Origin of the sequence: Micromonospora echinospora (genome assembly GCF_014203425.1) — a bacterium.
GTDB classification, from domain to species: domain Bacteria; phylum Actinomycetota; class Actinomycetes; order Mycobacteriales; family Micromonosporaceae; genus Micromonospora; species Micromonospora echinospora_A.
Map to the genome: position 1 here is coordinate 6,423,803 of NZ_JACHJC010000001.1, position 12,086 is coordinate 6,435,888.

Sequence of the window (12,086 nt, forward strand, 5' to 3'; positions counted from 1 at the left end):
CGGCTACTCGGCGCTCCGCTGGGCCGGGCCGGGCACCGGGGTGTCGGCGAACGCGGCGACAGTGCGGTCCGCGTACGCGCTGACGTCGCCGGTCTCCATCGGGCCGTCCCAGGTGGTCGGCAGCGGCAGCGGTACGCCGGGGGCGACCCGCCGGACGATCTCGTCCAGCACCTTCTCCGCGTCGCCGACCCAGAGGTGCTTGGCGCCGTCCACGCCCACCACCTCGGCCTGCGGCACGGCGGCGAACCGCTCCCGGGCCTCCTCCGGCCGCAGGTAGTCGTCGAACTCGGGGACCAGCGCGGTGAGCGGCTTGCCCGACTCGGCCCAGACCGCCAGGTCCTCCGGGGCGGAGAAACGCAGCGGCGGGGAGAGCAGGATCGCGCCGGCCACCGCCGGGTCACAGCCGTACTTCAACGCCAGGTCGGTGCCGAACGACCACCCGACCAGCCAGATGTTCGGCAGCTCGTGGAACTCGGCGTACTCGATCGCGGCGGCCACGTCGAACCGCTCGCCCACCGCACCGTCGAAGGCGCCCTCGCTGGTGCCGCGGACGCTGCTGGTCCCACGGGTGTTGAACCGGAGCACTGCCAGGTCGGCGAGCGCGGGCAGCCGCCAGGCCGCCTTGCGGAACACGTGGCTGTCCATCATCCCGCCGTGGGTGGGCAGCGGGTGCAGGCAGACCAGGGTGGCGGACGGCTCGCCCTCCAGCGGCCGGGCCAGCTCACCGACGAGCGTCAGCCCGTCGGCGGTGTGCAGCTCGATGTCCTCCCGGCGGCCGGGCAGGATCGACGACGCGCGAATCGGAGTGCTCACGCCTGCCAGTCTCCCGTGTCGGCGGTCCTACCGCCCAGTGGGACGGGAACCGGGTGATCCAGATCGCTCAGCCGTAGCGCGGCGCGCCCCGGCCGCGCTGGAGGTTGGGGCCGCGCCGGTCCCGGGCCCGCCAGCAGCCGGAGTGCCAGTGCCGGCGGTCGGTCAGGTCACCCCGGTCGTCGGCCGGCCAGGCCACCAGGTGCGCCACCCCCGGCCGAATCTCCTGGTCACAGCCGGGACAACGGTACGTCTTGACTGATGCGCCGCCGCTGATCGCGCGTATCTGCCAGTCGCCGTCGCGCCACTGCTGCACGGTCGGCACGCCGTGGCGGGCACGCTCGGCGTCCACGGCGGCGATCTCGTCCCGGCGGGGGCGGTTGCGACGAGGGCTCACGGTCACCAAGCGTACGGGCCGCCGGCCGGACCGGCCCGGGTCGGGCGGCCCGGCCGACGGGCGTCAGCGCCAGGTCTCCGGGTCGGTCAGGTCCTGCGCCACCCGTGTCCCGGCCAGCACGCTCGCCGCCTCCGTCTCGGTGAAGTCGATCTGCCCCTTGGGCGGGGCCTCCGGCCACTGCCAGCCGAACGTGGCGGTCAGGTGCGCCTTCGGGATGCCGAGCAGTTCGAGCTGGTGTCCGTCCGGATAGAGGTAGGCGGGACGACCGCCCACCGTCCGGTCGGCCCGGGTGACGTCCCGGGCGATCTGCGCCCCGTAGACCAGTCTCACCTCCATCGTCGCCGCCGGCGACCGCACGAACGTGAGCACGACGGTGAGGCCGCCTGGGAAGGCGCCGGCTTCGACCTCGCAGGTTGCCACCCGGGCGTCCTGCGGCACGGCGCCCAACCGCAGGGGCGCGTCGCACCGGCGTGCCTCGTTCCAGCGGATGGCGCGCACCGCCTCGGCCAGCGCGTTCCGGTCGCCGCCGAGCATGCTCGCCCGGGCGTACAGGCCGGGAACCGGCTGCCATGCCCGGACCACGCCGCCGGCCCCGACCCGGAACTCCCGGACCTTGCCGTCGAACGTCACCGGGATCGCTCCCTCGGCGCCGGGAAGGCCGTCGAGCAGGAGTTCGTCCACCGCCCGGGCGTCCGGGCTCACCTCGACGAGCACCGGTTTCCCGCCACCGACGCGGTACCGGATCGACTCGGTCCGGTTCGAGCCGAAGACGGCCCACCGCAGGTAGCGGGCCCGGCTGGTGTCCACCCCCAGGTGCAGCACCTGCGGGTCGGTGCCGACGAGTTCGGGACGCTGGTCGGCGCCCGGCACCCCGTCGGCCTTCGGCGGCACCGGCGCGCCGGCTGTCGGCGTCGCGGCCGTCCAGGGCATCCGCCCGGCCAGCCCGCCCACGTCAGCGCGGATCGCGCCGGTGAAGCCGAGCACGCCGACCAGGGCGAGCGCGGTGCCGGCGACGGCCCGGCGGCGTACCTGCCGGCGTCTGCCGAGCGCGCGCGAGCCGCGCAGCAGGCGTCCGGTGTCGATCTCCCCCTCGGCCTGCTCCCGCAGCACCGAGGCGATCCGCTGGTCGAGGTCGGTCACGGCCGGCTCCCCTTTGTCGTCGGGACGCCGCAGCGCTCCCGGAGGTGGGCGAGCGCCCGCATCGCGTGGGTGCGGACGGTGACCGGGGAGCAGTCGAGGATCTGGGCGATCGTGGCGTCGTCCAGGTCCTCGTAGTAGCGCAGCACCAGCACGGCGCGCTGACGGTCGGGCAGGGCGCGGATCAGCCGCCACATCTCGTCCCGGTCCGCCGCCTCGCCACCGAGGTCGCCGCGCTGGGGCCGGTCGGCGAACGTGTCCACCGCCAGCTCGCGGCTGGACCGGCGCCGCCACCAGGACGTATTCGCGTTGACCAACATCCGGCGCACGTACACGTCGGGCCGGTCGACCCGGGCGATCTTCCGCCAGTGCACGTACGCGCGGGCCAGCACGTCCTGCGTGAGGTCCTCGGCCCGGTGCGCGTCGCCGGTGAGCAGCCGGGCCAGGCGCAACAGCGCCGGGCCGCGGCTGCCGACGTACTCCTCGAATGTCACACCCGGAAGACGCCGTCACCGCCGCCGGGCGTTGACCGGGATCAGCGCCGGGTGTGGTCGCGGAAGCCGCGGCCGGTCTTGCGGCCCAGGTAGCCGGCCGTGACCAGGTGCTCCAGCAGCGGCGCCGGGGCGAAGCCGGGCTCGCGCAGCTCCAGGTACAGCTCCCGCTGGATGGCCAGCGAGACGTCCAGGCCGACCACGTCGAGCAGCTCGAACGGGCCCATCGGGTAGCCGCAGCCGAGCTTCATCGCGTAGTCGATGTCGTCGGCGGTCGAGTAGCTGGCCTCCAGCATCTTCACCGCGTCGTTCAGGTACGGGAAGAGCAGCGCGTTGACGATGAAGCCGGACCGGTCGCCGCAGACGACGCCGGTCTTGCCGAGCTTCGCGCAGACCGCGCGAGCGGTGGCCGACGTCTCGGCGGAGGTGCGGATGGTCTGCACGATCTCCACCAGCGGCATGATCGGCGCCGGGTTGAAGAAGTGCAGGCCGATCACGTCGGCCGGACGCTGGGTCGCCATCGCCACGTCGATCACCGGCAGCGACGAGGTGGTGGTGGCGAGCACGACGCCCGGCTTGCAGATCTCGTCGAGGCTGGCGAACAGCGCCTTCTTGACGCTCAACTCCTCGATCACGGCCTCGACCACCAGGTCGACGTCGGCCAGGTGATCCAGCGTCGCGGACCAGGTGATCCGGCCGAGCGCGGCGTCCCGGTCGGTCTCGCTGAGCTTGCCCCGCACCACGCCCTTGTTGAGCGAGGTCTTGACCGCCTCGCAGACCTTCGCGGACTTCTCCGCGCCCCGGGTCACCGAGATGATCTCGTAGCCGGCCTTCGCGAAGACCTCGATGATGCCGGTGGCCATGGTTCCGGAGCCGACCACGCCGACCTTCGCGATGCCCCGGGCACCGTCCGCGAGCGCGGCGTCCCCGGCCGGCGGCGTGTACTCGTCGGGTACGACCTTCGGCGAGCCCGGCCGCTCGTAGGTGTAGAAACCGCGACCGGACTTCCGGCCGAGCAGCCCGGCGGTGACCATCTGCTTGAGCAGCGGGGCCGGGGCGTGCCGGCGGTCCCGGCCGCCGCGCCGGTACATCGTGTCGAGGATCTCGTACGCGGTGTCCAGGCCGATCAGGTCCATCAGCGCCAGCGGGCCCATCGGCAGGCCGCAGCCGAGCTTCATGGCGGCGTCGATGTCCTCGCGGGTGGCGTAGCGGGCCTCGAACATGCCGACCGCGTGGTTCAGGTAGCCGAACAGCAGCGCGTTGGCGATGAATCCGGCCCGGTCGCTGATCGTCACGTCGACCTTGCCGAGCCGCTCGCAGAGCGCCTCCACGTCGGCGACCACGTCGGCGGAGGTGACCACCGTGCGGACCACCTCGACCAGCTTCATCACCGGCGCCGGGTTGAAGAAGTGGATGCCGATGACCTGGTTGGGCCGGGTGGTGGCGACGGAGATCTCGGTGACGCTCAGCGAGGACGTGTTGGTGGCGAGGATCGCCTCGGGCTTGCAGACCCGGTCCAGCTCGGCGAAGATCCGCTGCTTGAGGTCCAGGTGCTCGGGCACCGCCTCGATCACCAGGTCCACGTCGTGCAGCGCGTCCAGCCCGACCCGGAAGTCGACCCGCGCGAGCAGCGCGTCCCGCTCGGCCTCGGCGAGCTTGCCCTTGGCGACGGCCCGGTCCGTGGAGCCGGTGAGCGTGACCCGGCCCCGCTCCACCGCGGCCTCGGAGATCTCCACAGCTGTGACGTCCAGGCCGTTGCGGGCGAACACCTCCACGATGCCGGCACCCATGGTGCCCAGACCCACCACGCCTACCCTGGTGAACTCCCGCGCCACGACCGGCCTCCCCTGGCTCGACTCCGCCGTCCGCGACATGAACGGCCGCTAAGGTTATGGGCCGGAGTCTGCCACGTGACGCTGTGTTGTCGAGACGCCGTGGGATATTTCACGCACCGCGCCTCAGCCGGTGGCGTTCTCCCCGGTCAGCGCCAGCAGTTCGGCGACGAATTCCGCCGGCCGCTCCAGGTGCGGGCTGTGCCCGCAGTCCGGCAGCACCACCTCCCGGTACGTCCCGCCGGCCGCCGCGTACCGCTCCAGCACCGCGCGGGTCTGCCCGACCATCGGCTGCGGCGGGCACTCCTGCGCGCCCGGCCAGCCGGGCACCACACCGAGCTGGCCGAGGTACGCCAGGTCGAACAGTGAGGTGTCCGAGACGATCACGTCGACGTCGCCGCGTACCCAGGTCACCGGCGGCCTGACCGGCGCGGCGACCAGCTCGTCGGCGAGCCGGAAGTGGGCCGGGGCCAGCGCGTTGAGCACGCCGCGCCGCCCGGCGGCGGTCCCCGGCCAGTGATCCGACGCGACAGCGGTGCCCGGATAGTTGTCGTCCCCGGTGGCGGTGGTCAGCATGCTCTCCAGCAGCAGGTCCTCGTGCTCGCCCAGCGTGGCCGGGTCGGCCACGTACGCGGCACGCAGCACCGCGCGCGGGCTGGTCGGGCCGTCCGCGCCCCGGTCACCGGCGGCGAGCCGGGCCACGAAGTCGGGGTTCGCGCCCCCGGCGCCGGTGCCGGCGAAGTCGGGCGTGGTCGGGGTGCCGTCGAGGTCCCGGGTGCCGCCGAAGCCGTACGGGGACACCGGCGCCTCCAGCAGCAGCCCGGACACCCGCTCGGGGTGGCCGACGAGCAGCCGCATCGCCACCCCGCCGCCGAGCGAGTGCCCGACCACCACCGGCCGGGCGCCGGGCGGGAACAGCCCTGGCGTGTCCAGCAGCGCGGCCACGTCGTCGGCGAAGTCGTCGAGCCCTCGGGTGGCGTCGACGGGCGCGGTGTCCGTCTCGCCGTAGCCGCGCAGGTCGGGGGCGACCACCCGCAGCGTCTCCGGCAGGCGGGCCAGCAGCGGTTCCCAGAAGGCGGAGGAGGAGACGTTGCCGTGCACCAGCAGGACCGGTACGCCGTCCGGTGGACCGGCCACGCGGACCGCCTGGGTGATGCCGTTGGCCTGGACCGTCTGCCGTGCGCTGCGCATCCGCGCATGCTGGCACGCGCGGGTGGGCCCGGTCCATGTGGCCGGCCGACACTTCGGACCGCCGGAGCGTGGCGCACGCCCTATTGCCGCGTCGATCATGACGTTGGCGGCGACAAATCAGACGCACAACGCCGCCAACGTCATGATCGACGGGGGGCCGAGCGCCGGGGGCGCGTGCCGGAGGGCGGCGGGGTGACGGGGGTCTAGCGGGCGTCGGCCGGCTGCGTCTCGCGCGCCTCGATCGGCTGGCGGGGCGCCGGGACCGGCAGCGGCAGGGTCGGGCGCTGGTCGCGGCGCATCGCGCCGAAGCTCATCCCGACCGGGTCGGTCCGGGCCACGCCCGGGTCGTAGAGGCGCAGGTCGGTGCGGCCCAGCCGGACCACGTCCCCGTCGGCGATCGGCACGCTGCCGGTGATCCGGGTGTCGTTGAGCCAGGTGCCGTTCGTCGAGCCGAGGTCGGTGAGCAGCACCCCCTCGGGCGTGGCCCGGACGGTGGCGTGCCGACGGCTCAGGTGCGGATCGGCGAGCACGATGTCGGCGGTCGGCGCGCGGCCGATCACCTGCGCGTCCCGGCCGACCCTGAAGGTGAGCCCTCGCATCGCCCCGCCGGACACCGTCAGCAACGGCATCAGCTCCGGATGCTCCTCCATGGACAGTCGACCTCCACCCCACATCGCCCCGCGGCGTCAGCCTGCCACCTCACCGTAGTGGCTTGCACCACCGCGCGGTCACCCCCGCGACCCCGGCCGGTCATCTCCCGTTCGCCGTTTCGGACGGCACCTCCGTCGATGCGACGGGCTGATCGTCCGCGCAGCGTACGGGCCGTCCGCACCTACCGGCGAGTAATGTTCGGGTCTAGACTTCGGCCATGACCGCAGTGCATGTGCCGGGCGCCCCGCTCATCTCCGAGGGTCGACTGGTGTCGACCAGCCCGGCCACCGGCGCTGAGGCCGGTCGATTCCCGCTGGCGGCCGAGGCGGACGTGCGTGCCGCCGTCGACCGCGCCCGGGAGGCCGGCAACTGGTGGGCCGGGCTCGGCTTCGCCGGCCGGCGGGACCGGCTCCAGCGCTGGCGCGGCGTGCTCGCCCGGCGGATCGAGGAACTGGCCGACCTGATGCACACCGAGGGCGGCAAGCCGGTCGGTGATGCAGTCGTGGAGATCCTCACCGCGCTGGAGCACATCGACTGGGCGGCCCGCAACGCGCAGCGGGTGCTCGGACCGCGCCGGGTCCGCTCCCGCCTGGTCCTCGCCGAGTTCACCGGTCACCTGGAATACCAGCCGTACGGCGTGGTGGGCGTGATCGGCCCGTGGAACTACCCGGTCTTCACACCGATCGGCTCCGCCGCGTACGCGCTCGCGGCCGGCAACGCCGTGGTGTTCAAGCCGAGCGAGTACACCCCGGCGGTCGGTCAGTGGCTGGTCGACCGGTTCGCCGAGGTGGTGCCGGAGCAGCCGGTGTTCCAGGCGGTGCACGGCTTCGGCGCGGTCGGCGCGGCGCTGTGCCGCTCCGGCGTCGGCAAGGTGGCCTTCACCGGCTCCACCGCCACCGCGAAGCGGGTGATGGCCGCCTGCGCGGAGACGCTCACCCCGGTGCTGCTGGAGGCCGGCGGCAAGGACGCCATGATCGTGGACACCGACGCCGACCTGGACGCCGCGGCGGAGGCGTGCGTCTGGGGCGGGATGACGAACGCCGGTCAGACCTGCATCGGCATCGAGCGGGTCTACGCGGTCGACCAGGTCTTCGACGCCTTCGTGGAGAAGGTGGTGGCGAAGGCCGGACGGCTCACGGTCGGCGCCGACGGGACCGACCTCGGCCCGATCACCATGCCGTCGCAGATCGACATCATCCGCCGGCACATCGACGACGCGCTGAGCCGGGGCGGCCGGGCGGTGCTCGGCGGCCCGGAGGCGGTCCAGCCGCCGTACGTGCACCCGACGGTGCTCGTCGACGTGCCGGAGGACTCGGCCGCCGTGCAGGAGGAGACGTTCGGCCCGACGCTCGTCGTGAACCGGGTCCGCGACGTGGACGAGGCGGTCGAGCGGGCCAACGCGCTGCCGTACGGGCTCGGGGGTTCGGTCTTCGGCCGGGCGCGGGCGGTGGCGGTCGCGCGGCGGCTGCGCTCCGGCATGGCCTCGGTCAACTCGGCGCTGACCTTCGCCGGCATGTCGACGCTGCCGTTCGGCGGCACCGGCGAGTCCGGCTTCGGCCGCATCCACGGCGAGGAGGGGCTGCGCGAGTTCGGCCGCCCGAAGTCGGTCACCCGCCGCCGGGCCCGCTCGCTGCTGCCGGCGATGACGTTCGAGCGCACCCCGGCCGACATCGCCCGCATCGTCAAGATCGCCAAGCTGATGTACGGCCGGGGCCGCTGAGGCAGCGCCTCAGAACAGCGTCAGCTCGTCGCGCTCGATGCCGCGCAGCTTGTCGTAGTCGACCACCACGCAGCGGATGCCCCGGTCGGTGGCGAGCACCCGCGCCTGCGGCTTGATCTCCTGCGCGGCGAACACGCCGGCCACCGGCGCGAGCAGCGGATCGCGGTTCATCAGCTCCAGGTAGCGGGTGAGCTGCTCCACGCCGTCGATCTCGCCGCGCCGCTTCACCTCGACCGCCACCGCGCCGCCGGTCGCGTCCCGGCAGAGCAGGTCGACCGGCCCGATCGCGGTCATGTACTCCCGCCGGACCAGCGTGTAGCCCTCCCCCAGCGTCTCCGGGTTCGCGGCCAGCAGTTCCTGCAGGTGCGCCTCGACGCCGTCCTTGCGCAGGCCCGGGTCCACGCCCAGCTCGTACGACGTGTCCTGGAAGATCTCCTCCAGGGTGATGCGCAGCTCCTCGCCGGCCTTGTTGACCACCCGCCACACGCCGGGCGCCTCCTCCAGCCGGCAGGGCGGGCTCATCCAGTTCAACGGCTTGTACGCCCGGTCGTCCGCGTGGATCGACACCGAGCCGTCCGCCTTCACCATGAGCAACCGGGTGGCCGGCGGCAGGTGAGCCGAGAGCCGTCCGACGTAGTCCACAGAGCACTTCGCAATCACCAACCGCACCCGACGAGGGTAGCCGAGCCCTCGGCGGACGCCGACGAGCGCCACTGGCGTACCGGTGCCATATTGAGATCGTGCTCGAAGTCCTCACCGGTTCCGGTCTCGCCGCCTCGGCGGGCCTGAACGCCTACATCCCCCTCCTGCTGATGGGTCTGCTGTCCCGCTACACCGACCTGGTCGAGCTGCCCAGCGGCTGGCAGTGGCTCGGCAACGGCTGGGTGGTGCTGATCCTCGCCGTCCTGCTCGTGGTCGAGACGGTGGCCGACAAGGTGCCGGTGGTCGACCACGTCAACGACGTGGTGCAGACGGTGGTCCGGCCGACCGCCGGCGGGCTCGCGTTCGGCGCGGGCGCCGGCTCGGAGACGGTCACCGTCAGCGACCCGGACACGTTCTTCTCCACGCACCAGTGGGTGCCGGTGGTGGTCGGCGTGCTCATCGCGCTCGGCGTGCACCTGCTCAAGGCCGCCGCCCGGCCGGTCATCAACGCGACCACGGCCGGGGTGGGCGCGCCGGTGGCCAGCACCGCCGAGGACGCGACGAGCGTGGTCATGTCGGTGGTGGCGCTGCTGCTGCCGGTGCTGGTGCTGGTGTTCCTGCTCGGCCTGGTGTTCTTCGTACCCTGGCTGTTCCGCCGCCGCCGGGAGCGGCGACGGGAGCGCGCCGCCGCCCGGGCGGCCGGCTTCCGCGTCTGACCCGCGCCGGCTCCCGAAACCTCTAAAATCAGGGCAAGACACCCAAGGAGGTACGGGAACATGACCGCGTCGTTGGAGATGCCCCGGGTCCAGGAGTGCGCCGTCCGATCCTGCGCCTACAACCACACGAACGACTGCCACGCCTTCGCCATCACGATCGGCAGCAGCGACCACGCCCACTGCCACACGTTCGTGGAGATGCCGGTGCGCGGCGGCCTCGACCAGTTGGTCGCCCAGGTGGGGGCGTGTTCGCGCGCCGACTGCCGGCACAACGCCGACCTGGAGTGTCACGCCCCGGCCATCACCGTCGGCCCCGACATGGACATGGCCGACTGCATGACCTACCAGAGCCGCTGACCCACCCGCGCCACGCGCTGGCGAGGCGCTGCTTCCGCGCCGGCGTTAAGAAGGGGCCCCTTCTCTACCGGAGGCGTTAAGAAGGGGCCCTTCCTTTCACCCCAGCGCGTTGGCCTCGCGGATCACCGTGACCAGCTCGTCGATGATGCCGGTGAGCGCGAAGTCCTTCGGCGTGAACACCCGGGCCACCCCGGCCGCCCGCAGTGTCTCGGCGTCGGCGGCCGGGATGATCCCGCCCACCACCACCGGCAGGTCGCCCCGCCCGGCCGCACGCAGCCCGTCCAGCACCGCCGGCACGGCGGCCAGGTGCGAGCCGGAGAGCACGGAGAGCCCGACGAGGTCGACGTCCTCCTCCACGGCGGCCGCCACGATCTGCCCGGCGGTCAGCCGGATGCCCTGGTAGACCACCTCGAACCCGGCGTCGCGGGCGCGTACCGCGATCTGCTCCGCGCCGTTGGAGTGCCCGTCCAGCCCCGGCTTGCCGACCAGCAGCCGCAGCCGGCCGCTGCCCAGCTCCCGGGCGGTCGCGGCGACCCGCTCGCGGACCCCGGCGAGGGTCGCGTCACCGGCTGCGCCGGCTGCCCCGGCCAGGCCGGTCGGCGCGCGGTACTCGCCGTACACCTGGCGCAGCGCGCCCGCCCACTCGCCGGTGGTGACGCCGGCCCGGACGCATCCGAGCGTCGCCGGCATCAGGTTCGCCGTGGTGGCGGCGTCCGCGCGCAGCTTCGCCAGCGCCTCCTCCACCGCCGCCGCGTCCCGGCCGGCCCGCCATTCGCGTACGCCCGCGGTGGCCGCCTCCTCGACGGCCGGGTCCACCTGCTCGATCGCCTCGGCGCCCGCTGCGGTGAGCGGGGACGACTCGGTCTCGGTGAACCGGTTGACGCCGACCACCACGTCCGAGCCGGACTCCATCCGGCGGCGCCGGTCGGCGAGCGAGGCCACCAGCGCGCTCTTGAGGTAGCCGGACTCGACGGCGGTGACCACGCCGCCCATCTCCAGCACCTTCTCCAGCTCGACGCGGGCGCCGGAGACGATGTCCTCGACCAGCGCGGTCATCACGTGCGAGCCGGCGAACAGGTCCGGGTACTCCAGCAGGTCCGACTCGTACGCCAGCACCTGCTGCATGCGCAGCGACCACTGCTGGTCCCACGGGCGGGGCAGGCCCAGCGCCTCGTTCCAGGCGGGCAGCTGCACGGCGCGGGCGCGGGCGTCGCGGGACAGCGTGACGCCGAGCATCTCCAGCACGATCCGCTGGATGTTGTTCTCCGGCTGCGCCTCGGTCAGGCCCAGCGAGTTGACCTGGACGCCGTAGCGGAACCGGCGCTGCTTCTCCTCGGTCACGCCGTAGCGGTCGCGGGTGATCTCGTCCCAGAGCGCGCTGAACGCGCGCATCTTGGCGATCTCCTCGACGAACCGCACCCCGGCGTTGACGAAGAACGAGATCCGCTGGACCACGTCGCCCATCCGCTCGGGCGGCACCTGGCCGGAGTCGCGCACGGTGTCCAGCACGGCGACGGCGGTGGCCAGCGCGAAGCCGACCTCCTGCACCGGCGTGGCGCCGGCCTCCTGGAGGTGGTACGAGCAGATGTTCACCGGGTTCCACCGGGGCATCTCGCGCAGCGTGTACGCGATCACGTCGGCGGTCAGCCGCAGCGACGCCGCCGGCGGGAAGATGTACGTCCCCCGGGACAGGTACTCCTTGATGATGTCGTTCTGGGTGGTGCCGGCGCAGCGGCTCAGCTCGGCGCCCTGCTCGGCGGCGACGGTGCCGTACAGGCCGAGCAGCCACATGGCCGGGGCGTTGATGGTCATCGAGGTGTTCATCTCGGCGAGCGGGATGCCCTCGAACAGCGCCCGCATGTCGCCCAGGTGCGCCACCGGCACGCCGACCCGGCCCACCTCGCCGGAGGCCAGCTCGTGGTCCGGGTCGTACCCCGTCTGGGTGGGCAGGTCGAAGGCGACCGACAGGCCGGTCTGCCCCTTCGCCAGGTTGCGGCGGAAGAGCGCGTTGGTGGCCGCGGCGGAGGAGTGCCCGGCGTACGTGCGCATCACCCACGGGCGGTCCCGCTCGGGCAGCCGTCCCGGCATCGCGTCGTCCATGGCCGGAGTTTAAGTTACCGTTCAGTAAAAGAGAGTGTGGAA

General features: G+C 73.2%; 12 protein-coding genes. 3 read left to right on the plus strand and 9 right to left on the minus strand.

Annotation, left to right across the window (positions count from 1 at the left end; all coding sequences use genetic code 11):
• Positions 1-3 precede the first annotated feature (3 nt).
• From FHU28_RS28885 to FHU28_RS28915, 7 genes are all read right to left on the minus strand, one after another.
• Entirely contained in the window at positions 4-813 is an 810-nt protein-coding gene (locus tag FHU28_RS28885; protein ID WP_184687978.1) for an alpha/beta hydrolase, read from the minus strand.
• Positions 814-880: 67 nt separating this feature from the next.
• The gene (locus tag FHU28_RS28890; RefSeq protein WP_184687980.1) at positions 881-1,213 is read right to left on the minus strand and encodes a hypothetical protein; all 333 of its coding nucleotides are present in this window, start codon (positions 1,211-1,213) and stop codon (positions 881-883) included.
• Positions 1,214-1,270: 57 nt separating this feature from the next.
• Positions 1,271-2,347, minus strand: coding sequence for a hypothetical protein (locus FHU28_RS28895; protein ID WP_184687982.1), 1,077 nt, complete (start codon positions 2,345-2,347; stop codon positions 1,271-1,273).
• The gene (locus FHU28_RS28900; RefSeq protein ID WP_184687985.1) at positions 2,344-2,838 is read right to left on the minus strand and encodes a SigE family RNA polymerase sigma factor; all 495 of its coding nucleotides are present in this window, start codon (positions 2,836-2,838) and stop codon (positions 2,344-2,346) included. The genes FHU28_RS28895 and FHU28_RS28900 overlap by 4 nt, the downstream gene beginning before the upstream one ends.
• A gap of 41 nt (positions 2,839-2,879) precedes the next feature.
• Positions 2,880-4,670, minus strand: coding sequence for a 3-hydroxyacyl-CoA dehydrogenase family protein (locus tag FHU28_RS28905; protein WP_184687989.1), 1,791 nt, complete (start codon positions 4,668-4,670; stop codon positions 2,880-2,882).
• 123 nt (positions 4,671-4,793) lie between these two features.
• Complete coding sequence (locus tag FHU28_RS28910; protein WP_184687992.1) at positions 4,794-5,858, minus strand: alpha/beta fold hydrolase; 1,065 nt, start codon at positions 5,856-5,858, stop codon at positions 4,794-4,796.
• 203 nt (positions 5,859-6,061) lie between these two features.
• Complete coding sequence (locus FHU28_RS28915) at positions 6,062-6,508, minus strand: FHA domain-containing protein (RefSeq protein WP_184687994.1); 447 nt, start codon at positions 6,506-6,508, stop codon at positions 6,062-6,064.
• A 218-nt stretch (positions 6,509-6,726) separates the two neighbouring features.
• Between FHU28_RS28915 and FHU28_RS28920 the strand changes: the two genes are divergently transcribed.
• Positions 6,727-8,229 carry an aldehyde dehydrogenase family protein gene (locus FHU28_RS28920; protein WP_184687997.1) on the plus strand — a complete coding sequence of 501 codons (1,503 nt, stop codon included), beginning with the start codon at positions 6,727-6,729 and terminating at the stop codon, positions 8,227-8,229.
• Positions 8,230-8,238: 9 nt separating this feature from the next.
• On the opposite strand, the gene nucS is transcribed toward FHU28_RS28920, so the two are convergent.
• On the minus strand, positions 8,239-8,898 hold the full coding sequence (nucS, locus tag FHU28_RS28925; protein ID WP_116511659.1) for an endonuclease NucS: 660 nt from the start codon (positions 8,896-8,898) through the stop codon (positions 8,239-8,241).
• Between the two features lie 71 nt (positions 8,899-8,969).
• Between nucS and FHU28_RS28930 the strand changes: the two genes are divergently transcribed.
• Positions 8,970-9,587 carry a DUF4126 domain-containing protein gene (locus FHU28_RS28930; protein WP_073830519.1) on the plus strand — a complete coding sequence of 206 codons (618 nt, stop codon included), beginning with the start codon at positions 8,970-8,972 and terminating at the stop codon, positions 9,585-9,587.
• A 60-nt stretch (positions 9,588-9,647) separates the two neighbouring features.
• Positions 9,648-9,944 carry a DUF1540 domain-containing protein gene (locus FHU28_RS28935; protein WP_043328704.1) on the plus strand — a complete coding sequence of 99 codons (297 nt, stop codon included), beginning with the start codon at positions 9,648-9,650 and terminating at the stop codon, positions 9,942-9,944.
• 96 nt (positions 9,945-10,040) lie between these two features.
• On the opposite strand, the gene FHU28_RS28940 is transcribed toward FHU28_RS28935, so the two are convergent.
• On the minus strand, positions 10,041-12,044 hold the full coding sequence (locus FHU28_RS28940) for a protein meaA (RefSeq protein ID WP_184687999.1): 2,004 nt from the start codon (positions 12,042-12,044) through the stop codon (positions 10,041-10,043).
• Between the last annotated feature and the right edge of the window lie 42 nt (positions 12,045-12,086).

Excerpts from the sequence above, each read along its gene's own strand:
- FHU28_RS28935 (WP_043328704.1), top strand. The coding sequence starts at position 9,648 with ATGACCGCGTCGTTGGAGATGCCCCGGGTCCAGGAGTGCGCCGTCCGA.
- FHU28_RS28940 (WP_184687999.1), bottom strand. The coding sequence starts at position 12,044 with ATGGACGACGCGATGCCGGGACGGCTGCCCGAGCGGGACCGCCCGTGG.
- FHU28_RS28910 (WP_184687992.1), bottom strand. The coding sequence starts at position 5,858 with ATGCGCAGCGCACGGCAGACGGTCCAGGCCAACGGCATCACCCAGGCG.
- FHU28_RS28920 (WP_184687997.1), top strand. The coding sequence starts at position 6,727 with ATGACCGCAGTGCATGTGCCGGGCGCCCCGCTCATCTCCGAGGGTCGA.
- FHU28_RS28915 (WP_184687994.1), bottom strand. The coding sequence starts at position 6,508 with ATGGAGGAGCATCCGGAGCTGATGCCGTTGCTGACGGTGTCCGGCGGG.